At 43.5% G+C, this 21501-nt stretch carries 19 protein-coding genes and 5 tRNA genes; 13 read left to right on the forward strand and 11 right to left on the reverse strand.

Going from position 1 to position 21501, the window contains the following annotated elements; genetic code table 11:
- Positions 1-190: 190 nt before the first annotated feature.
- The 13 genes from tpiA to AC4CU0_RS01420 all read left to right on the forward strand — a co-directional run bounded on the left by tpiA (position 191) and on the right by AC4CU0_RS01420 (position 8292).
- A complete protein-coding gene (tpiA, locus tag AC4CU0_RS01360) occupies positions 191-982 on the forward strand; it encodes a triose-phosphate isomerase (protein WP_180145503.1) in 792 nt (263 codons plus the stop codon).
- 13 nt (positions 983-995) lie between these two features.
- On the forward strand, positions 996-1325 hold the full coding sequence (gene secG, locus AC4CU0_RS01365; protein ID WP_078192560.1) for a preprotein translocase subunit SecG: 330 nt from the start codon (positions 996-998) through the stop codon (positions 1323-1325).
- Positions 1326-1377: 52 nt separating this feature from the next.
- A tRNA-Leu gene (locus AC4CU0_RS01370) sits at positions 1378-1462 on the forward strand.
- Positions 1463-1510: 48 nt separating this feature from the next.
- Positions 1511-1587: transfer RNA gene (locus tag AC4CU0_RS01375), tRNA-Met, on the forward strand.
- 73 nt (positions 1588-1660) lie between these two features.
- A tRNA-Met gene (locus tag AC4CU0_RS01380) sits at positions 1661-1737 on the forward strand.
- A gap of 58 nt (positions 1738-1795) precedes the next feature.
- A tRNA-Met gene (locus AC4CU0_RS01385) sits at positions 1796-1872 on the forward strand.
- 90 nt (positions 1873-1962) lie between these two features.
- Positions 1963-2039: transfer RNA gene (locus AC4CU0_RS01390), tRNA-Met, on the forward strand.
- Between the two features lie 216 nt (positions 2040-2255).
- Entirely contained in the window at positions 2256-2780 is a 525-nt protein-coding gene (gene rimP, locus AC4CU0_RS01395) for a ribosome maturation factor RimP (RefSeq protein WP_490742285.1), read from the forward strand.
- Positions 2781-2815: 35 nt separating this feature from the next.
- Entirely contained in the window at positions 2816-4300 is a 1485-nt protein-coding gene (nusA, locus tag AC4CU0_RS01400; protein WP_078192558.1) for a transcription termination factor NusA, read from the forward strand.
- A gap of 10 nt (positions 4301-4310) precedes the next feature.
- On the forward strand, positions 4311-7004 hold the full coding sequence (infB, locus tag AC4CU0_RS01405) for a translation initiation factor IF-2 (protein ID WP_490742286.1): 2694 nt from the start codon (positions 4311-4313) through the stop codon (positions 7002-7004).
- Entirely contained in the window at positions 7004-7411 is a 408-nt protein-coding gene (locus AC4CU0_RS01410) for a ribosome-binding factor A (protein ID WP_078189413.1), read from the forward strand. The genes infB and AC4CU0_RS01410 overlap by 1 nt, the downstream gene beginning before the upstream one ends.
- A 168-nt stretch (positions 7412-7579) precedes the next feature.
- Positions 7580-8005: a tetratricopeptide repeat protein gene (locus AC4CU0_RS01415; protein WP_490742288.1), complete on the forward strand. Its 426-nt coding sequence runs from the start codon at positions 7580-7582 to the stop codon at positions 8003-8005.
- Entirely contained in the window at positions 8002-8292 is a 291-nt protein-coding gene (locus tag AC4CU0_RS01420) for a hypothetical protein (RefSeq protein ID WP_490742290.1), read from the forward strand. Before AC4CU0_RS01415 ends, AC4CU0_RS01420 begins: the two co-directional genes overlap by 4 nt.
- Positions 8293-8433: 141 nt before the next feature.
- Here the strand turns inward: AC4CU0_RS01420 and AC4CU0_RS01425 are convergent, their stop codons facing one another.
- The 11 genes from AC4CU0_RS01425 to AC4CU0_RS01475 all read right to left on the reverse strand — a co-directional run bounded on the left by AC4CU0_RS01425 (position 8434) and on the right by AC4CU0_RS01475 (position 21136).
- Positions 8434-8835: a Na+/H+ antiporter subunit G gene (locus AC4CU0_RS01425; RefSeq protein WP_180024269.1), complete on the reverse strand. Its 402-nt coding sequence runs from the start codon at positions 8833-8835 to the stop codon at positions 8434-8436.
- A 12-nt stretch (positions 8836-8847) separates the two neighbouring features.
- The gene (locus AC4CU0_RS01430) at positions 8848-9123 is read right to left on the reverse strand and encodes a monovalent cation/H+ antiporter subunit F (RefSeq protein ID WP_078189410.1); all 276 of its coding nucleotides are present in this window, start codon (positions 9121-9123) and stop codon (positions 8848-8850) included.
- Positions 9120-9641 carry a Na+/H+ antiporter subunit E gene (locus AC4CU0_RS01435; protein ID WP_180012108.1) on the reverse strand — a complete coding sequence of 174 codons (522 nt, stop codon included), beginning with the start codon at positions 9639-9641 and terminating at the stop codon, positions 9120-9122. Before AC4CU0_RS01435 ends, AC4CU0_RS01430 begins: the two co-directional genes overlap by 4 nt.
- A gap of 1 nt (position 9642) precedes the next feature.
- Entirely contained in the window at positions 9643-11451 is a 1809-nt protein-coding gene (locus tag AC4CU0_RS01440) for a monovalent cation/H+ antiporter subunit D (protein WP_490742293.1), read from the reverse strand.
- Complete coding sequence (locus AC4CU0_RS01445) at positions 11451-11816, reverse strand: Na+/H+ antiporter subunit C (protein WP_078189407.1); 366 nt, start codon at positions 11814-11816, stop codon at positions 11451-11453. Before AC4CU0_RS01445 ends, AC4CU0_RS01440 begins: the two co-directional genes overlap by 1 nt.
- 1 nt (position 11817) lies before the next feature.
- Positions 11818-14658, reverse strand: a complete 2841-nt coding sequence (locus AC4CU0_RS01450; protein WP_180175663.1) for a monovalent cation/H+ antiporter subunit A — start codon at positions 14656-14658, stop codon at positions 11818-11820.
- Positions 14659-15002: 344 nt separating this feature from the next.
- Positions 15003-16406: an ATP-binding protein gene (locus AC4CU0_RS01455; protein ID WP_490742295.1), complete on the reverse strand. Its 1404-nt coding sequence runs from the start codon at positions 16404-16406 to the stop codon at positions 15003-15005.
- Between the two features lie 46 nt (positions 16407-16452).
- Positions 16453-17955 carry a UvrD-helicase domain-containing protein gene (locus AC4CU0_RS01460; protein WP_111884125.1) on the reverse strand — a complete coding sequence of 501 codons (1503 nt, stop codon included), beginning with the start codon at positions 17953-17955 and terminating at the stop codon, positions 16453-16455.
- A 9-nt stretch (positions 17956-17964) separates the two neighbouring features.
- Positions 17965-18747, reverse strand: a complete 783-nt coding sequence (gene hisIE, locus AC4CU0_RS01465; RefSeq protein ID WP_180026546.1) for a bifunctional phosphoribosyl-AMP cyclohydrolase/phosphoribosyl-ATP diphosphatase HisIE — start codon at positions 18745-18747, stop codon at positions 17965-17967.
- Between the two features lie 96 nt (positions 18748-18843).
- Complete coding sequence (locus AC4CU0_RS01470; RefSeq protein ID WP_490742297.1) at positions 18844-20145, reverse strand: FAD-dependent oxidoreductase; 1302 nt, start codon at positions 20143-20145, stop codon at positions 18844-18846.
- A 103-nt stretch (positions 20146-20248) separates the two neighbouring features.
- Entirely contained in the window at positions 20249-21136 is an 888-nt protein-coding gene (locus AC4CU0_RS01475) for an SDR family NAD(P)-dependent oxidoreductase (RefSeq protein WP_490742299.1), read from the reverse strand.
- Positions 21137-21501: the final 365 nt, after the last annotated feature.

Consider the following 21501-nt stretch of genomic DNA (forward strand, 5'->3'; position numbering starts at 1 on the left):
TGTTGTCACTAGCTAAGAATTGGTAAAAAGCATGAACCAGTCCTTAAATCTGCTTAATTTTTTTACAGAAAAGTGAAGATCTTGGAATGACTGGTGTGGTTCGAAGATGCAAATGTGTTGAAATTTATCTTCAAAATTATGAATTACGTGTAGAATGTGCCCGATTTCATCTTTGTCATGTGGGATAAATATGTCGGGTTCGACGATTACGCCTTGGGTAGTGGGTAACTGGAAAATGAACCCATTGCAAGCCGATGCTGGCGCACTTCTTAAGAATTTTAAGCAATTATTAAATGAACAAAATATTGCTGAAGCGGCATGCCATATTGGGGTTGCACCAACAGCTATTGCTCTGACCTCGGTGCAAAATGAATTAGCACAAGCAAGCCGTTACATCATGACTGTTGCACAAGACGTTTCTCGCGTCGCAGGTACAGGTGCATACACGGGTGAGCTTAGTGCTGAGCTATTAAAAGATTATGGTATTGAATTTGTACTGATTGGTCATTCAGAACGCCGTGAAATTTTTGCTGATCAACCGCATATCATTAATGAAAAAGTAAAAAATGCATTAAACGCAGGTTTGACTGTGATTTATTGCGTGGGTGAAAGCTTAGAACAACGTGAAAGCGGCCAAGCAGAACAGGTTGTGTTACAACAAATATGTGATATTGCTGCTGTCGTACAAGCAGAGCAGTGGAAACAAATTGTGGTGGCTTATGAGCCAATTTGGGCCATTGGCACAGGTAAAACAGCGTCACCTGAAGATGCGCAAGCGATGCATGCTAAAATTCGTGAAGGTTTAAGCCAAATCACCCCGATGGGACTTCATACTGCAATTCTTTATGGTGGTAGTGTAAAACCAGAAAATGCAGTAGAGTTGGCAGCCTGTCCAGATATCAATGGTGCGCTGGTCGGTGGTGCATCATTAAATGCAGAGTCGTTTTATAAAATTGCTCGAGCATTTGCAAATACAAAATAATTAGGAGTTCAGCATGCATACGTTTGTGCTGGTGGTACATATTATCTTAGCGATTTTAATGATCGTGTTGATTTTAGTTCAGCATGGTAAAGGCGCAGATGCGGGTGCATCTTTTGGTGGCGGCGGTGCTGCAACTGTATTTGGTGCATCTGGTTCGGGTAACTTTATGACCCGTTTGACTGCGATTTTAACGGCTTTGTTCTTTGTTACGAGCTTGACACTTGCTGTGTTTGCAAAGAAACAAACGACAGATGCTTATAGTCTGAATGCGATTTCTTCAGTACCGACTGCGCCAGCAAAATCGGCTGAAACTTCGCCAACTGCACCAAAAAGCGCTGAATAATTTATTTAGCGCTTTCTTTTTTGACGTGTTGCGACTAGAATGCGTCACAGCTGCGGTGGTGGTGGAATTGGTAGACACGCTACCTTGAGGTGGTAGTGCTTTCGGGCGTGGGGGTTCAAGTCCCCCCTTCCGCACCAACTTATAATCCAGAACATAAGTTGGTGTATGCAGCAAAACTCTGTTGATGCGGGATGGAGCAGTCTGGTAGCTCGTCGGGCTCATAACCCGAAGGTCGTTGGTTCAAATCCAGCTCCCGCTACCAATCAATTCTATTTTTAAGATGCAAACTTTTAAATGGACAGCTTTTAAAGCTGAGAGAACTATTTGCATATTGATGCGGGGTGGAGCAGTCTGGTAGCTCGTCGGGCTCATAACCCGAAGGTCGTTGGTTCAAATCCAGCCCCCGCTACCAATCTTATATAGTGCACAAGCTATATAAGCAGTTTATCTGAAAGTCATTGTGATGTTGATGCGGGATGGAGCAGTCTGGTAGCTCGTCGGGCTCATAACCCGAAGGTCGTTGGTTCAAATCCAGCTCCCGCTACCAATCCTCTGAGATGCAACTCAGTAGGGCAATTCTTCAGGTTGTTTTAGATTGAAAATGACCAAGAAATTGTATATAATTTTTGCATGTTGATGCGGGATGGAGCAGTCTGGTAGCTCGTCGGGCTCATAACCCGAAGGTCGTTGGTTCAAATCCAGCTCCCGCTACCAAGTTTCTAAAAGAGGCTCACAACTAGGTGGGCCTTTTTGCACAGTGGACTATGGTTTTCTGTGTAATAATGGGGCGATTTACGCCCTTTTTTATTGGCTATCGTGTAGTGTCGACAGTATTTTGGTCAAACCGTCATGTTTCACTACTACTATAGTTTCGTATTGGTCTGTAGTGGTCATTTCGACCATCGAATCGCACAAATTTGACGAGAGTAAATGAAGCTATCAAATAAAACTCAAGCACTTCAGGACTTAATTGCCCCAGCGGTGCAAGCATGTGATGTAGAACTTTGGGGGATTGATTTCCAACCTCAGGGTAAGCGTTCACTGTTACGTATTTATATCGACCGTGAAGTTGATGAAAATGCAGAACCTGTCATCAATGAAGATGGCGAAGTTGAGCAAGGCCGTGGTATCGGCGTGCAGGACTGTGTTCGTGTCACTCAGCAAGTGGGTGCGATGTTGGATGTACATGATCCAATTTCAGGCGAATATGCATTGGAAGTGTCATCTCCAGGTTGGGATCGTCAGTTCTTTAAATTGGAACAAATGACGGCATACATTGGTCAGCAAGTCGCTTTGCGTTTGATCAGTGCTGTGGATAATCGTCGTAAATTCCAAGCCAAACTTGTAAGCGTACACCTTGAAAGCGAAATGATTCAGGTTGAAGTTGAAAAGCAACAAGTGTTGGATATTGACAGCCACAATATTGATAAAGCAAATCTGGTTTTCCAAGATTAATTTAATAAATAAGAATCTGAACGAATAGGTGACTTATGGCTCGTGAAATTCTTACCGTAGTAGAAACGGTTAGTAACGAAAAAGGTGTAAGTCGTGATGCAATTTTTGAAGCGCTTGAACAAGCTTTAGTTGCAGCGACTAAGAAGAAATTCTACGAGGGAACTCACTCGGAAGAAGCTCGTCTACGTGTAGAAATCGACCGTCGTACTGGTGATTACCGTACTTTCCGTCAATGGGAAGTGGTTGCCGACGAAGATCACGAAATGCCAGCATGCCAAGATGCGATCTCTGATGTAGATCCTGCAAAATGGGCAATTGGGGATATCCGTGAACTTGAAGTTGAATCGATTGATTTCGGTCGTATTGCGGCACAAATTGCGAAACAAGTAATTGTTCAAAAAATTCGTGAAGCAGAGCGAGCGCTAATTGCAGATGCTTACGAATCTAAAGTTGGTGAACTCATCTACGGTGAAGTGAAAAAACAAACCAAAGATGGCTTTATCATTGATTTAGGTGACAATGCAGAAGCATATCTTGCGCGTGAAGAAATGATCGCTAAAGAAATTCTACGTCCTAAACAACGTGTAAACGCGATTTTGTTTAACGTAAACCGTGAAGGCCGTGGTGCTCAGTTATTACTTTCTCGTTCTAAACCAGAAATGCTCATTGCATTGATGAAGAAAGAAATTCCTGAAATTGCTGAAGAAATCATTGAGATTAAGGCTGCTGCACGCCAACCTGGCGTTCGTGCTAAAATCGCTGTGAAAACAAACGATCACCGTATTGATCCTGTAGGTGCATGTATTGGTATGCGTGGTACACGTATCCAAGCAGTTCAATCAGAGTTAAATGGTGAGCGTATTGATGTAGTCGTTTGGTCTGATGACGCGGCACAGTACATTGCAAGTGCTCTAGAGCCTGCTGATGTATCAGGTATCGTGATTGATGAAGAAGAACGTACTGCAGATATTATTTTTGCAACGAGTGATCAGTTAGCACGTGCAATTGGCTCTCAAGGTCAAAACGTACGCTTAGCATCTGAATTGACTGGTTACAAGCTCAATATGATGCTTGAAGAAGAATATCACGCACGCCAACAAAACGAAGCGCAACAATATTTAGATATGTTTGTTACACGTCTAGATATTGATGAAGACTTAGCGATGGCGTTAGTTGAAATGGGTTTCACATCATTAGAAGAAATCGCGTATGTTCCTGCGGAAACATTCGATGAGATCGAACTTGATGCTGAAACTGTTGAAATGCTACAAGGTCGTGCAAAAGAAATTGCATTGGCTGATGCATTGAAGCAACAAGAAAACATCCAAGAGCCAAGCGAAGAGCTTGCTGCAATGGAAGGCGTGACTAAAGAAATCGCATATGCGCTTGCCGCTCGCGGTGTGGTAACTGTAGATGATCTTGCAGATCAAGCCACTGACGATATCTCTGATATCGAAGGTTTAGGTGCTGAAAAAGCAGGTCAACTTATTATGAAAGCGCGCGAATCATGGTTTAACTAGGAGGTAATATATGACGGACAAGTCGATTAAGGAGTTAGCTCTCAGCGTGGGTCGTCCAGTTGAGAAGCTGCTGGAACAGGTTCGTGATGCGGGTTTACCACAAACTAAACCTGACGATATTATCTCCACTGAACAACAAAATGCCCTCGTTAACCATTTGAAAAAAGTTCATGGTCAGGATGCGGGCAATGCAGGACAAATCACGTTGAAACGTAAAACTACCAGTACTGCTAAAGTGGCGAGTACATCGGGCAAGGCAAAAACGATTAATGTAGAAGTTCGTAAGAAACATACATTTGTTAAACCGGATCCTGAGCAAATTAAAGCTGAAGCATTAGCGAAAGCACAAGCTGACCAACAAGCACGTAAACAGGAACCTAAGGTTGAAGCGAAAGCTGAAGAACCGAAGCAACAACCAGTATCTAAAGCGAAACAAGCTTTAGAAGCAATGCGCGCTGCTGCGAAGCAAGAACATGCGAAGCAAGAAACACCGAAAGCTGCGGTTGTTGTAAAACGTAAGTCAAACAACAAGCCAATTACAAAACCTGTTGAAACTCTAGAACAGAAAAAAGCACGTGAAGCTCAAGCAGCACAATTGAAAGCTGTAGAAGAAGCGGCGCGTCGTAAAGCCGCTGAAGAAGCGCAACAACGTACGCTTGAGCAAATGCGTCAAATGGCGTCTAAGTATTCTAACGAAGACACTACTGCGACCATTCGTGTTGTAGATGATTCTCCGCTTGCTGCCGGCCTTGTAGGTCAGGCATATGAAGATTCATTTGCGAAAGAAGACCGTGAAATTAAACGTGGTACCAATACCAACAATTCACGTTCACCTAAAAAAGGTGGTCGTCGTGGCGAAGAGCAATCTTTCCGTGATAACTCACATAAACGTGGTTTAAAAACAAGTCAAGCGAACAAGCATGGCTTTGAAAAACCAGTTAAAAAACAAGTTTATGATGTTGAAATTGGTGAAACAATTGTTGTTGCTGACTTGGCTGCGAAAATGGCGGTTAAAGTTCGCGAAGTTATCAAATCACTCATGAAAATGGGCGAATTGGTTACTCAAAACCAAGCGATTGATCAAGAAATTGCAGCACTTGTTGTTGAAGAAATGGGTCACAATCCAGTACTTGTTTCGGATACACAAGCAGAAGACAACTTACTTGAAGCAGCTGAAGAAGCGCGTGGTGTCCAAACCACTCGTCCGCCAGTTGTGACAATTATGGGTCACGTTGACCATGGTAAAACATCACTTCTTGACCGTATTCGTCGCTCTAAAGTGGCTGCAGGTGAAGCAGGTGGTATCACACAGCATATTGGTGCTTACCATGTGAAAACTGAAAAAGGTATTATTACTTTCTTAGATACACCGGGACACGCAGCATTTACTGCAATGCGTTCACGTGGTGCGAAATCTACAGATATCGTAGTGTTGGTTGTTGCAGCAGATGATGGTGTTATGCCACAAACTGCGGAAGCGATTGACCATGCACGTGCAGCAGGTACGCCAATTATTGTTGCTATCAACAAAATGGATAAAGAGTCTGCTGATCCAGATCGCGTGTTAAATGAATTGACGACTAAAGAAATCGTTCCTGAACAATGGGGCGGTGATGTACCAGTGGCAATGGTTTCAGCACACTCAGGTGCAGGTATCGACGAACTTCTTGACTTGATCTCAATTCAAGCCGAACTTCTAGAGCTGAAAGCGTCTGAAGAAGGTGCAGCACAAGGTGTGGTCATTGAAGCGCGTGTAGACAAAGGTCGCGGTGCAGTAACTTCGATTCTTGTTCAAAACGGTACATTGAAAGTAGGTGATCTTGTTCTTGCAGGTGCATCTTACGGTCGTGTACGTGCAATGACAGATGAAAACGGTCAACGTATCAAGTCAGCAGGTCCTTCGATTCCAGTAGAAATCTTAGGTCTTCCAGAAGCGCCAATGGCAGGTGATGAAGTTCTTGTTGTAAATGACGAGAAAAAAGCACGTGAAGTTGCTGATGCGCGTATGGATCGTGAACGTCAAAAACGTCTTGAGCGTCAATCTGCGATGCGTCTTGAAAATATCATGGCGTCTATGGGTAAGAAAGATGTGCCTATTGTCAACGTGGTATTGAAAACAGACGTACGTGGTACTTTGGAAGCATTACACGTTGCACTTGCTGAACTTGCAACTGATGAAGTGAAAGTACGTATTATTGGTTCAGGTGTTGGTGCGATCACTGAGTCTGACGTAACACTTGCTGAATCATCAGAAGCGGTTCTTCTCGGCTTTAACGTACGTGCTGATAATACTGCACGTCAAAAAGCTGATGCTGATGGTATCGACATTCGTTACTACTCGATCATCTATCAATTAATTGATGATGTGAAAGATGCGATGAGCGGTAAATTAGCGCCTGAACACCGTGAAACAATTCTTGGTGTTGCTGAAGTACGTGAAGTGTTCCACTCAAGTAAATTCGGTGCTGCTGCAGGTTGTATGGTACTTGAAGGTACATTACACCGTAATAAACCGATTCGCGTATTACGTGATGACGTGGTGGTATTCCAAGGTGAGCTTGAATCTCTTCGTCGCTACAAAGATGTGGTTGAAGAAGTTCGTGCCGGTATGGAATGTGGTCTTGCGGTGAAAGGCTATAAAGACATCAAAGCACAAGATAAGATTGAAGTGTACGATGTTCAATTAATTAAACGGAGTCTTTAATGGCGGGTAGTCAACGTCTGAAGCGTATGGCGGATACAGTACAACGTGAGTTGTCAGAACTAATCCGTCAGGAGCTGAAAGATCCACGCTTAGGTGGTCTTGTGACCATCTCTGCCGTGAAGGTGAGCCCAGACTTAGGATATGCCGAAGTTTATGTGACTGTAATGGGGCGTGAGCTAGGCGATGAGCAAAGTGAAGCCGCAAATAAAGAAACTTTAGATGTCTTGAATAAAGCATCTGGTTTCTTGCGTCATGAACTGAGCCGTCGTATCAAAACACGTATTACGCCACGTTTGCGTTTCCATTACGACAAAACAAATGCTTATGGCAACTATATGTTTGGTCTAATTGCGGAAGCGGTCAAGGACTTACCTCCTACTGACGAAGCAAAAAAAGATGATGAATAATTCAGTTCGCTGAATGAAAAAAGCCACCTTCGGGTGGCTTTTTTATGTTTGAATGGTCATTATTTAAAAATACCCAATAACACACAGAATTATAACTAGATGATAAAACTAAGCTTGAAAATGACATTGGATAGTCCAGTCTATACACACAATATAATAAAAAAAATCATGCTATTGAGCAGCATATTACTCATCACTATGCCAAGTTGGGCATGTTTAAATACCTATGTAGAAGATTTTTATACATCTGATTCAGAAAAAGAAAATCAACACGAAGAACATCATGGCGAAAAATTGAAGAACTTTGTCTCAAGGCATCCTAGCCCAATAGACTATCAGGCAGAAAATGATTATGCCGTACATCAGATCTACGCAGGTCGTCACGATTTAGCCATTAAGGTTTTAAGTGAAATTGAAAAAGAGCATCCAGGTTTACCGAAGATGGCAGTGAATTTAGGCACAGCTTATGAGTTGATCGGCAATATTAAACTAGCCAAAAATTGGATTGCAGAAGGTATGAAGCATGATCCATCGATACATCTTAGCAGTGAATGGATTCATCTGAATATTTTAACAGCCAAAGAAAAAGTGTGACAGCAAAATATTTTCATGAATATCTATTGTTGAATGTATATTATGGAACAGGTTATGTACCCGATGCACACTGGAAGAATCAGCGAAAACTCACAACAGCAGAATATGATGCTATACGAGAGCAGGCTAGTTTACAGATTAATGAGCAGAAAAATTTTGTTTCAAGACAGGATGCCGTGATGGTACAGCTGTTTTATGAATTGGCGAATCTTGAGATGAGTCAATATCAGCCTAAATGGTCTGATCATTTTCAAAGTCGTTATGAAACAAATATGCTGATTGATTGAGCTGAAAAATATGGTTTAAAAACGACGCCATATAACCAAAAGCGTTTGCAATATATGGCTCAAAGTAGCGTATTTGAAAAAATGTGGATGCGAATCAAAGATTTTTTTAGCTCGAAGACATAATCAAAACTGGATCTAGATTTAATCCAGATCCTCCGGTTTTGAATGGAGTTTAGAGTGAAATGCACGGCGCCGAGTTCGCTGCCAAGGAAGAGGGCGATTCAGAGCCTCTGGTGCATCACCACTCATCGAGCGCAGTCGTAAATGTAATGCCGCTTGTGCCATGAGGTTTGCAGAAACCGGTGCAGTGATAAAAGCAAAAAGCGTGATTAGGATTTCTGCAAAACCAAAACGGCCTTGAAATGCCGCATAAATAATTGCAGCAATTAGAAAACTTCCTAAGCCTAAAGTGCTCGATTTGGTCGGTGCGTGTAGACGCATAAATAAGTCAGGTAGGCGAACCATGCCAATACCGCCGACCAACATGAAAAAAGCGCCAATAACCAAAAAAATCGAGACCAAAATTTCCATGACTAATTGCATATTAATGGACTCCTAGTCGATCACGTGGCCAGTGGTGAAATAGCGTGCTAAAGCGGCTGTAGACACAAACCCAAGCATGGCAACCAATAATGCCCCCTCAAACATCGATGTACTTGCCCAATAAATACCTAAAATGACAATTAAACAAGTGGCATTTAAAAATAAGGTATCTAAAGCAAGTAGTCGGTCTACGATTGAGGGTCCCATCACTAAGCGGATGAGGCACAGTAACATCGAGATCGTCACCGCAACTAAACAGATGCCAAGCGCATACGGTAAAATTGTCATGTGGATTCTCCTGTATCAGCGCCAAAAATGAGGATGAGAGGGCGTTCATAGCGCTCTTTAATGGTTTGAATTTCCGCTTCAGGGTCATCCGTGCTCAGCGCATGGACCAAAATATCACCACGGTCTTGGTCAATCCCAGCAGACACTGTACCGGGTGTGGTGGTGATGATCATCGCAAGTAAAGAATTGACTTCCTCATGCTGTGTATCGAGAGGAACACGGAACCATTTCGGGTGCAGTTTATGTGTTGGCCCAAGGACTAATTTTGCAACATGGATATTACTGACAATAATATCCCACAGCACCACAAAGAATAATTTACATGCTGCCAGCCAGTTGATATTCGGCGTTCGGTCAATAAAAGGGCGAACCAATCGTGGAATAACAATGGCTAAAACCAAGGCCATGCAGAGTGTGGCCGCATCTAGACTGTGCGCTAACATCACCCAGCTCAGACCAACCATGACTGATACCAATGGATGCGGAAACCAGCGATTTAATACAGATGTTTTCGCCATGTTAAGGTGCCTCCATCGGTTTTAGTTGGGTCTCTTCAGGTAGTTTTTCTTCTTGTTGCTGTCCTTGAATTTGGCGTTGCTTATACTCAGAAATATGCTCGCCATGTAGAGTTTCAGGTGCAATCAATGCAGGAATGAGGTGTGCATTTGGATCGGCTGATTCACCACCATATTTAGTTTCAGGTAAATTTTCAGGATCATAAGGTTGAACACTGATGATTTGACCTTTTTCATCCTTTTTTAGCAGCAATGATTCATATAATGGATTGTCTTGAATTTGCTGCGCAGTTTTGTAGGTATAGTCATAGATCGGTGCAGCAAAAACCATATATCCCACAAGCGCTGTTAACAGCAGATAAATGGTTTTGTCATTACGAAGCGGTGCCTTATTCGGCAAAGCCTGATAACGCTGATATTCTTCAGTATCAATATCATCTTCTGGGCGAGATGAACGCCAGAAAAGCACAAAACCAACTCGAGTGAATGCAATAATACTGAGTAAACTCACCAACAATACGATCAAAATAATCATGATTTGGTAAGGTGAATTGGCCGTTGCTTGTAAGAGAAATACTTTACCCAAAAATCCGCTAAAGGGCGGTAGACCAGCCATCATCAACGCAATGATGAAATAGCAGACAGCAACGGTATTATGCTGTTTCATACGGGGCGCAATTTTAAAATGATCTTTAAATTCGCCACGTTGTGAGGTAATCCAACCCGAGAGAATATAAAAAGCTGCACCAATGATGGTACTGTGAATCAGGTAGTAAAGCCCCGCAGCCCATGCATCCGTATTAAAGAGTGAAATCGCAACCAATATTGTCCCGATAGAAGACAAAATCATAAAACCGACAAAACGACGTAAACGATCGGTTCCGATAGCACCATAAGCACCATAGAGCGAGGTTACTAAGCCGATCGGTAACAACCACTGTTGTAAGATTTCACGGCTAATCCCATCGTCAAACACAGTACCATTGACACGGAGAATGGCATAGATGCCGACCTTAGTCATGATAGTGAATAAGGCTGCGACAGGCGTGGTTGCCACAGCATAGGTCTTCGGTAACCAGAACCCTACAGGCAGCATTGCTGCCTTGATGCCAAAGACGGTAAACAGTAACAATGCACCAGCTACAGCAATACGATGCTGATCCGCTTCAAGCAAAGGCATAAGTCGTGCAACATCAGCCATATTTAAGCTACCTACACTGCCGTAAATCATCCCGAGTCCAATCAGGAAGAGGGCAGAGGCAAATAGGTTAATGGTGACGTAATGAATACCAAGCTGAAAACGTGCTTTGCCTTGACCATGTAAGAGCAAAACATATGATGCCATCAACAGGATTTCAAAGAACACAAACAGGTTAAATAAATCGCCTGTCAGGAACGCACCACACAAACCCATCAGTAAGAAATGGCACATGGCATGGAAATAACGACCACGTTCGTCCCATTCTTTGCTAGCAAACCACATCACTGGCACAGCAAGTCCATAGGTTAGCACCAACATGAAAGCAGAGAGTCGATCTAAGACTAAAACGATGCCGAATGGTGCGGCCCATTCACTCAAGTTATAAACCAAAACTTGACCAGAGCTGGCAATCATCAAATAACTGATAGATGTGATCAGCCCAAGGATGCCAGAAACATAGCTGATTCCACGACGCCAAGGTTGTCGCCAGTCATGTGCCAGCGAGCCAGAGCCGGGGTTGCCCAACAGGACTAAAATAAATGAAGTAATTGCAGGAATTAAAATACTGAAAATCGGGCTATGCGTAGTCCAAAATTGGATGAAATCATGCATTATGGCTCATCCTCCCGCGGGTCAATTTGCGGTATTTCTTCTTTGGAGTCCACATGATCTGTTCCAGTTTCATAGCGGCTACGCAGAGCCAATTGTACGATAAAGGCAGTGGTCGCAAAGCCAATCACAATGGCTGTCAGGACCAAGGCTTGTGGTAAAGGATCGGTCGCTTTGGTGGTTTCAGTTAACACGGCAGGTGCGTTGACATGAATACGCCCCATGACAAATAAAAATAAGTTCACGGCATAGCCAATCATGGCTAAACCCAGTACGACAGGAAAGGTACGTGCCCGCAAAATCAGGTAGACCCCTGTTGCAGTCAGTAAGCCAATGGCTGAAGCGAGTAAAAATTCTAAACTAATCATCTTATTCGCCTCTTGGAACTGGACCAGACATACTCGAGTGACGCGAGTCGCCTAAGACGGAAATCATTAACATCGTCGCGCCCACAACGGTGATGTAGACACCTGTGTCGAAGAGGGCAGCGGAGGCAAGGTGCATTTCACCTAAAATGGGTGGCGATACATAGATATGAGCACTGGTCAGGAATGGACGCCCCCATAGCCAAGCCGCGATACCTGTCAGCCCCGCAATGGTTAAACCAATACCAATCCAAACTTCATATAAGCGACCTGATTTTGCACCAATCAGTTGTTCAGCACGGTCTTGGCCGAGCGCAATATATTGAATCACTAAGGCTAAAGAGGTAATTAAGCCTGCAATAAAGCCACCGCCTGGTAAATTATGACCCCGTAGGAAAATATATAAGCTGATGACGAGTGCTAAAGGCAAAATCCATGATGATGTAATACGGAACATCAGTGGTGACGGATTAAAACGATAGGTCAGACCTTGCGTAATGGTGGTACCATGAGCACGCATACCATCCATCATGCACAGCGTACCAATTGCGGCAATTCCCAGTACGGTAATTTCACCAAAGGTATCGAAGCCACGGAAGTCGACCAAGATCACGTTGACCACATTGGTACCACCACCAAGTGGGATGGATTGCTGCATAAAGAACCATGAGATGGAATTATGATCGCGGGTCATGATCAGCCATGAAATCCATGCGATCCCTAAACCTGCAATAATCGCAATTATTGCATCTCGCCAACGACGAGACACACTCGACTCATAAGGTGTGAGCTGTGGTAATAATGATAAGCTCATGAGTAAGAGCACGGTGGTCACCACGTCAACAGTAATCTGCGTGAGCGCCAAATCTGGAGCGGAGAAACAGATAAACACCATAGTCACAACCAGACCGACTGCACCACTGATGAGGACGGCTTTAATCCGTTCATGGTGGAACCAAAGCATCATCCAACATGCAGAGAATAATAATAGCCACAGAACGATTGCGATGATTGGTGCATGTATCAGTTCACGGCTGCCTGTGCCGATACCTTGCAGCCAAAATGGAACAATGACGATGGCTACACTAAAGATTAAAATCCACAATAAATAGCTTTGTAATTTGCCATTTTCAGTAAAGCGACGGAACTTTCTTGAGCTGAGTAAAAGATGCTTTAAAAATAAGTCGAACAGGATTTTGCCTTGCAAACGGCCCAAAAGAGGATCCAAATCGATACGGCGTAATTTGCCGCCCTTTGCCAATGCGAAATAGAAAACTAAACCACCTAAAAGTGCAATCACACTCATCAAAAGGGGTGCATTTAAACCATGCCAAATCGCTAAATGTGTACCTTCAAACGCAGTATTTTGAATACTCGCACGCGCGGTACTATTGACAATATGCTCAACCAATAACGCAGGGAAGAGTCCAACTAAAATACATAAAGCAGCCAGTAAGGTTGCTGGTGCGCGCATGCCAAACGGTGGTTCATGCGCTTCTTTATTGGGAACATCTTTCCCTAGTGGACCATCAAAAAATACCCCATGAACCAAACGTACCGAATACGCGACAGCAAAGATACCGGCAAAGGTGGCAATGATGGCTGACACGATCATCACTGGCCCAGTCAGGTTGGCCAAAAGTTCAGTAAAGAACATCTCTTTAGAAAGGAAACCATTGGTTAATGGTACACCTGCCATAGAGGCCGCAGTGATCATGGTCAGCGTTGCTGTAAACGGAAGTAATTGCCATAAACCAGAGAGTTTTCGTAAATCACGTGTACCTGATTCGTGGTCAATAATCCCCGCGATCATAAATAGGGCTGCTTTGAAGGTTGCATGGTTAATGATATGGAAAATAGCAGCGGCAACTGCGAGGGGAGAACCGATCCCGAGTAAACAAACGATCAGACCTAAATGGCTGATGGTGGAATAGGCCAACAGCCCTTTTAAATCTTCTTTGAAAATGGCAAAGAAGGCCGCCATACATAAGGTAAACAAACCAATAAAGGTGACCAAGTTGTGATACAACGCCGCGCCTGCAAAGATTGGCAATAAGCGTGCAAGCAAGAAAATTCCGGCTTTCACCATCGTGGCAGAGTGTAGATAAGCCGAGACGGGGGTCGGTGCCGCCATGGCATTTGGCAACCAAAAATGGAAAGGGAACTGTGCACTTTTGGTAAAGGCCCCCATTAAAATCAATAAGAGTGTGGGCACAAAAAGCGAATGCTGCTGAATTTGGCTACTCATCGTCAGGATTTGGTCAATCTGATAGGTGCCTGTGATTTGCGCCAGCAGAACAAAACCACCCAACATACATAGACCACCCATGCCTGTAATGGTCAAAGCCATTCGAGAGCCACGCTGAGCTGCGTCGTAATTGCTCCAATAACCGACCAAAAGGAAAGATGAAATACTGGTGAGTTCCCAAAAAATAAGTAATAAAATTAAATTATTAGACAATGAAATGCCGAGCATGGCAGCCATGAATAGCATCAATAAAACATACAGTTTACTGAGCGAATTCTTTGGACTTAAATAATAGTAGGCATAGATATAAATTAAGGTGCCGATCCCCGTAATGAGCAGGGAAAACAACAAGCCCAGTGCATCGAGACGGAAACTGAAATCAATGCCAACTTGAGTGAGCCACGGCCAAGTTTGAATGATGGTTTTGCCATTAAAGACATCTGGGGCCTGACTCAATAATAAAACTAAACTGCTGAGGCTGACGCCAATCGCCCCTAAAGCTGTTACCCCGCGAGAGAATTGCTTCAACCACGAGACAAGTGTTGTGCCTAGTATTAACGGTAACAATATAATAATCGGTAGCACACTCGTATCCATTGTCATGATTAGGCGGTGAAACCTAGGTGTATTTCATCTTTCAAGGATTACAGGACAGCAAAGAGCAGTCCAAAAATTCAATCTTGAAAGCCATGTGTGTCAAAAAAAAATTAAAAACAAGCTGTGTTGCGCAACTCGTGAAGCGATAGCAATTTCCGATGTTACTATGAAAATTGCAAATAAAACCGATCATATTACATGCGTAAAACAACATCAATCTTTTTTATGAACCACTTACACATTATACGCCTGACGAAACTGTCTAGACATCTATTGCGGCCTTGTTGCTGAATATTTAAACATCGAGTCGGTGTATTATACTCAGCCAATCAGCCTTAGTATTTTTAACTCAGTGGTTGGATTGTAACGTCCTGATCACCTCGCTGTGATAAAGCCCTAACCAATTCTTGTTGCTGTTGCTCGGTCAGTTGTGTCTGAATTAATTGCAACATGTGCTGGATGATATCCGGATTGTTTAGCGGCTCATTTAATTCAGTCTCTTCAGTTTTAGGTGGAAGCGATGGTTTAGATCCGAGTTGCAACTGCTGATAAATTTGATCATAGGTTTCTTGTAGTTTTTCAGGCTGAATTTCACTGAGCTTTTTATTCTGTAATTGTAAGCACTGAAAGCGAGAAGCCTGTTCCATCAGTTCAGGACGGTTGCCGCTGGCAATGATTTGGAGTCGTGGAAACGCTTGATTTAAACGGGTCAAAATCACTTGAGTCATGTTTTGATCGAGTTGGTGGTCTATGGCATCGATCAATAAAATACCGTCACCTTCTTGGCAAGGATATAAGCTATGAGGATTGAGTAGACAGAGGCGACGTACAATATCACCAATTAAGGCCACAAGGTTGCGCACACTATTCGACAGCTGTTGAAATAACATGTCTTTGCCTTGATAGCAGACCATTAACTGTAATTTGGGGTGATATTGCAGATAAATATTGCTCACATCGGGCAACACGGTCTCTAAGGCTTGTTTTAATGATCTGAGTGATGGCGCGTGTAGATCGGCCTGAGCTTGCGCTAGTTTTTGTCCGAAAAGTGGCGTGTCAGATGTGTTGGATGAGTCAGTTGGGTTTTTTGGATGTAATAAATTTTGAATTAATTCGGCACTTTGTGCATTTTCTATATCGGATATTTCTCGAAACCACTCAAAAAAACGAATAAACGTGGTAAAGGGAATGGCCGAGATTTCATAGGCATGTGAAGGCTGAAAAATAGCAGGATTATTTTTATTGAGAATATTCACATCGTTGACGAAACGTTCAGCAGGGTAATAGGCAATGAGTGGCAACCCTTGTAACGGATCAGCTTTGAGGGCTTTTTGATACAGCGCAACCATCGATTCTAATTGCTGTGTTTCGGCCTTACTGAGACCGACGCCTTGACTGTTTAAGGTTTTATACAATTGCCATGAACAGCGCTGAGGGTCTTGGTCTTGCTGATCACTTGAAAGCTGAAATGCACCAATGTCTTCGGGAAAACTGACCTGAATATCAAGTTTCGACTGTAAGCGATTTAACATGATGTCTTGATCAAGCATCACCACACCTGCGGTACGTAAATCTTTATAGCGTGCAGCAAACCAAGTGAGGGCCTGATAACTAAAGCGCAGTAGGGAGGTTTTTCCGGAGCTTTGATCACCCAAGATTAAGGTAATCGGCAGATCGTGATAATTAAAATTGAGGGTGATATCAGTAAAATGAAGAGTGTGCTTGAGTTGAATCGATTGTATTTTCATGGTGCACCTTTTACTGATTTATTGTTTATTCACCTTTGTCATCATACTAGCTGACCGCCTGTGCCAAAGATTTGGGCATTTGACGCTTTAAATGCTGCATCAAGTCATAAATATGATGGATATTTAAACTTACTTTAGCACGTGTGCAAGCCACGTAAAGTAACCGTAACTCTTCGTCACTAATTTTATAATCTTTATCGTTGAGCTTAAATTGGTAGTCATCTTCAATATGTACCCGATCCCATTCTAAACCTTTGGCTTTATGGGCGGTCGAGATGATGTAGTCGGCTTGATCAATTGGGGTGATTTTCGCCAGCGCCTTTTTCAGTGGGTCAGTACCGTGGTCATCGACCAACTTCACTAGCGGTTTAATATCGCTGCCGTCATTGGTTTCACAATATTCATGCACATCATGCCATGAGTTAAACCATGCAAGCTCTGGGACATCGACTACGCGTTTGCCTTGCTTGAGCATGGCTGCAGCATCGACAAAACGATTGAGTCGCGCATGATCTGCTTGCAGGCTAACTTTTTCGCCCTTAACCAAACCCGCCAATAACAGTTCCATCGCACGTGCATTGGTACGACATAAAATGGCATCGCGCATCTTGGTATGTGGTTTATTGACCACTTTAGAGTTGAGCTGCGGATTACCCAATAAAGGCACGGTTTCGTTCAATGCGCCCAGTAGAGCATTGGCGTTCAAGGCAATTTCTTCACCAAAACGGAACGACGTGGTTAAACGGGATTCGGGTAAAGGGAGTTGCTGCATGGCATTGACTGCGCCACGCCATGCATAAATTTGTTGATGCGCATCGCCAACATAGATGACTTGAGTATTCCGCTGTTTCAGTAAAATCCCTAGCATTAGCGGGTCAGCATCTTGAGCTTCATCGAACAGCACATAATCCGCAGGAATATTCGGTTCAGACAAAGCCCAAAGTTTTAAATAAATATCGTGTCCAATCCCTGCTGCATGGTTCGGATCAATCGACTCTAACCAACGACGTTCAATGGCAGGATACAAATGCTTTTGTAAGCTTTCGATATCGTCCGGATGCAGCCAACTCGGTGCTTGTAGATGTCGTGGGGCAGGGTATTGCGAACTGGTCGAACAGAAATAACTGACAGCGTTTGCCACCAGACTTGCCAAACGCGAAGGCATGAGTACATATTTTTCATAACGACCGCCCATCATACGACGTAAGGTGATCGGTTCTAGTCGATATTCTTTGGCAATAAAGCTCGGACTTAAACGTGGTAGACGCAGTTTGTCAGTCACTCCACGTGGAACACTACGATAGGCCAATGAGTGGAAGGTTCGACAGTCGACATTTTGATGAAAACGATTCTGTGCTTCGGTGGCAATGGCTTTGTTAAAGGCCAAGTACATGCCACGCCGCTGAGGCATGGCATCACTGATCATTTGGAGTGTGGTTGTTTTACCTGTGCCAGCATAGGCAATCACTTTAAATGATTTACCAAGACGTGCGTTATCTATGGCGGTGGCCTGCTCATAGGTCGCGGTCGGTTTTTTAAGATCTGGCACGGTTGCGTCTTAGTGCTGACGGTTGGCTTTTTCAACCAAACCGGAAAGGCCTTGACGACGAGCGAGTTCGTTAAGTACCAATTGAGGATCAATATCGAAATAACCCAACATCACAATGGTATGGAACCAAAGGTCTGCTACTTCGTAAATCAAATCGTTTTTGTTGTCTTCATTGGCTTCGATTTTGAAATCTTTAGCGGCAATGATGGTTTCAACACTTTCTTCACCGATTTTTTCTAAAATTTTGTTGAGGCCTTTATGGTAAAGCTTTGCCACATAAGAGGACTCAGGATCAGCTTGTTTGCGTTCAGCCATCATTTTACCTAAGTAGTCGAGTACTTCGACTTGCTCAGATTGCGCATTGGATGCATTCATCGCAAGGGTATGCGGATTTGCTGATTTTACACCATAAATTGCAGCAGGATCTTTCAATTGCGCATCGACAATTTCCCAGCCATTAGCAGTAAGCTTGCGGTAGAAGCATGACTCACGGCCGGTATGGCAGGCAATGCCGCCATGCTGTTCAATTTGTAGCACAATCACGTCAGCATCACAGTCCAAACGGATTTCATGTACGGTTTGGAAATGGCCAGATTCTTCACCTTTGTGCCATAGCTTATTGCGTGAACGTGAAAAGTACACCGCCTGATTTTTTTCTGCAGTTTGCGCCAAGGCTTCACGGTTCATCCATGCCACCATCAATACGCGCCCGCTTTGATGATGCTGTGCAATAGCAGGCACTAAGCCTTGTTCGTTAAATTTTACTTCATCGAGCCATTGCAGGTTGTTCATGAGGATTTCACCAATTCAAAAATCAAAAAATAAATGCCGCAGCATTTGAGCAGCACTATAGTGTAAGCCATCAAGAGAATGATGGGGAGTTAATTCTTAATCAAATTTTAAATTGCGCAGTTCAGCCGCAGAATCATCTGCAGGCTTTCGGGCAATGTCAGCATAATTCATTTGCCCAAATGCACCCGTTTTTAAGCCGGAAATCGTAATCGCCATTTCTTTGCGGAAAAACGGCAGCTGATACATAGCACGAAATGAAAAATCACGGAGCGGTGCTGTCCAGCGATGATGTGATTGATAAAAAGGAGTCAGCAAGCGACTAAAAAATTGGTAAAATCGCACGGAGGACAACCGTAGCTGATGATACTCCTGCCAGAGGTTTTGCAGTGAGGAGTCCTGTTGATATTGAAGCAGAGCTTGACTGATGGCCCATGCATCGAGCAAAGCCATATTGGCGCCTTGTCCAAGCTGTGGACTCATGGCATGAGCAGCATCGCCTAATATGCCGATACGACCTTCACCAAGTTTGCTCAGCACCACATCACGATAATTGGCAGATAGCCATTGCTGCGGATCATCTGGATGTGGAATCACATGCGCTAACCATTCTGCAACACTCGGCCAGCGTTTTGAAACTTCAAGCAACCATTGCTGCTGTGCGTTCTTGGTTTTTAAGAATCCCTCTAAATCTTCTGTAGGCAGACTCCAGAAAATGCTCGAAAGGCGCTGTTCAGGCTGCGTTGGAATTGCTCCCGTTGGCATCACACCCATCATGATATTGGAACGGTCATAGAACTGATGCAAGATCTGCGGATTGAGTACTTCGCATTCAGGCACGATGATCCACTTCGCCCCCCAAGGATAAGCTTGGTTGAGCTTTTCCCACGCTTTAGGACGTAAATGGCTGCGTGCACCATTGGCAATCAGCACGAGATCAAACAGACGTTGAAAGGATTGATCTGCGGTCTGCCCAATTACGTTTATACCCTCACTGGATTCTTGAAGTTCATGCACTTCATGCACCATGCACCATTCAACGTGTTGAGGATATTCACGGACTTTGGATGCGAGGACATGACAGAGTGTGGCACGGTGAATGCCGAGCCCATATGAACGGTCATCGGCTTGACGATAATGACTGTTTATCAGCAAGTCGCCGCCAGCCAGTTGACCTTCAAGACCAGTTACCACAGCGCCAAGGCTTAAGGCATGTTCCAAAATGCCTAAATGTTCGAAAACTGCCAGTCCGGCAGGTTGTAATAATAATCCCGCACCCACAGGTTCAAGTTGTGAGACTTTTTCATATAAGCAGATTTGATGGCCTTGATTAGCAAGCATTGCTGCAGCAGCCAATCCTGCCGTACCTGCACCGATGATGGCAATATTTTGAGTTTTCATTGTTATAAAAGTTGATTTTATCTCAGCCCAATGTAGCAAAGTTGCCGCATAAAACCCAATAAAAAAAGCCCTCAAAAGGGCTTTTTAAAGGGTGAGTCAGGTCTTACCAATGTTCACCAGGGAATAGGCGAGCATATGCTTTTTGTACCCAATTGAGTTTTTCTTGCTTACCAATAGACGCTGAAGAGCTTGGGAACAGGTTATAACCAATCGACATGAGTTTGTTATTAATGTCAGGAGCGATGGAATAGGTGATTGAAGCCAGACGGCCCAAATTGGTCGCCACTTTCTTCGGACGTTTCACGATGGCAAACGCAATCAGGTCTGTCGCTTGTTCTGGAGAAAGGGTTGGAACGTATTTATATATTTTGGTTGGGGCGATCATTGGTGTGCGCACCAATGGCATATATACCGACGTGATGGCAATATTATGCGAGTGAACTTCAGCACTCAGGCAACGGCTAAAAGCATCTAATGCGGCTTTAGACGCAACATATGCAGAGAAGCGTGTTGCATTGGCCAATACACCAATCGAACTGATGTTGATGATATGACCTTCACGACGAATCATCATTTTAGGCAACAGGTTCATCACCAAACGTACCGCGCCAAAATAGTTCAACTGCATAGTACGTTCAAAATCATGGAAACGATCGGTTGATTCATGCACGGCACGACGAATAGAACGGCCAGCGTTATTAATTAAGATATCAATATGATCGACGGAAGCGAGGATTTGTTGTGCCACAGCATCAATGGATTCCATATCATTGAGGTCACATGGGAAAACATCGGCTTTACCGCCAGTGGCTTCAATTTCAGCTTTTACGGCATCAAGAGTTTCTTTGGTACGTGCAACCAGTAGAACATGTGCGCCTGCATTGGCAAGGCGATGCGCTGTGGTTAAGCCAATACCACTCGATGCACCGGTGATTAAAATAGTCTTACCGTTGACACGGTCAACGAAACGTTTCTCAAGTCTTGAATTCACGATGAGGTTCCCTGTTAAATCAGTTTTATTGTATTCATTTATCGGCCCGACAACGCTATGTGCAGGGCTGTTTTAAGTCAGCGGTATGATAGCGTTTTATTTCAAAAAAGCCATATGATAAGTAATTGATAATAAAATAATATTTAGAGTTTTTACTCTAAATTAAAATCCCTATTTACTCAATTTTTAACACATAAATATGTGAAAGAGAAGTGCTTTTATCCACATCGTTGCAACGTAAAAAAGTCGATTTTCAAGATAAATAAAATTGTAAATAAATATAGAAGCAGGGCCATAGATGCCCAAAATTGGAAGGCGGATTATGTGGGGGTGGTTATTTAAATGAAATGGAAATAAAAACAGGC

The organism is Acinetobacter sp. LipI_15, assembly GCF_058242865.1.

Excerpts from the sequence above, each read along its gene's own strand:
- AC4CU0_RS01455 (WP_490742295.1), bottom strand. The coding sequence starts at position 16,406 with ATGAAAATACAATCGATTCAACTCAAGCACACTCTTCATTTTACTGAT.
- AC4CU0_RS01450 (WP_180175663.1), bottom strand. The coding sequence starts at position 14,658 with ATGGATACGAGTGTGCTACCGATTATTATATTGTTACCGTTAATACTA.
- AC4CU0_RS01435 (WP_180012108.1), bottom strand. The coding sequence starts at position 9,641 with ATGGCGAAAACATCTGTATTAAATCGCTGGTTTCCGCATCCATTGGTA.
- infB (WP_490742286.1), top strand. The coding sequence starts at position 4,311 with ATGACGGACAAGTCGATTAAGGAGTTAGCTCTCAGCGTGGGTCGTCCA.
- nusA (WP_078192558.1), top strand. The coding sequence starts at position 2,816 with ATGGCTCGTGAAATTCTTACCGTAGTAGAAACGGTTAGTAACGAAAAA.
- AC4CU0_RS01430 (WP_078189410.1), bottom strand. The coding sequence starts at position 9,123 with ATGACAATTTTACCGTATGCGCTTGGCATCTGTTTAGTTGCGGTGACG.
- tpiA (WP_180145503.1), top strand. The coding sequence starts at position 191 with ATGTCGGGTTCGACGATTACGCCTTGGGTAGTGGGTAACTGGAAAATG.
- AC4CU0_RS01470 (WP_490742297.1), bottom strand. The coding sequence starts at position 20,145 with ATGAAAACTCAAAATATTGCCATCATCGGTGCAGGTACGGCAGGATTG.
- secG (WP_078192560.1), top strand. The coding sequence starts at position 996 with ATGCATACGTTTGTGCTGGTGGTACATATTATCTTAGCGATTTTAATG.
- hisIE (WP_180026546.1), bottom strand. The coding sequence starts at position 18,747 with ATGAACAACCTGCAATGGCTCGATGAAGTAAAATTTAACGAACAAGGC.
- AC4CU0_RS01440 (WP_490742293.1), bottom strand. The coding sequence starts at position 11,451 with ATGCATGATTTCATCCAATTTTGGACTACGCATAGCCCGATTTTCAGT.
- AC4CU0_RS01425 (WP_180024269.1), bottom strand. The coding sequence starts at position 8,835 with ATGCAATTAGTCATGGAAATTTTGGTCTCGATTTTTTTGGTTATTGGC.
- AC4CU0_RS01410 (WP_078189413.1), top strand. The coding sequence starts at position 7,004 with ATGGCGGGTAGTCAACGTCTGAAGCGTATGGCGGATACAGTACAACGT.
- rimP (WP_490742285.1), top strand. The coding sequence starts at position 2,256 with ATGAAGCTATCAAATAAAACTCAAGCACTTCAGGACTTAATTGCCCCA.
- AC4CU0_RS01445 (WP_078189407.1), bottom strand. The coding sequence starts at position 11,816 with ATGATTAGTTTAGAATTTTTACTCGCTTCAGCCATTGGCTTACTGACT.
- AC4CU0_RS01415 (WP_490742288.1), top strand. The coding sequence starts at position 7,580 with ATGCTATTGAGCAGCATATTACTCATCACTATGCCAAGTTGGGCATGT.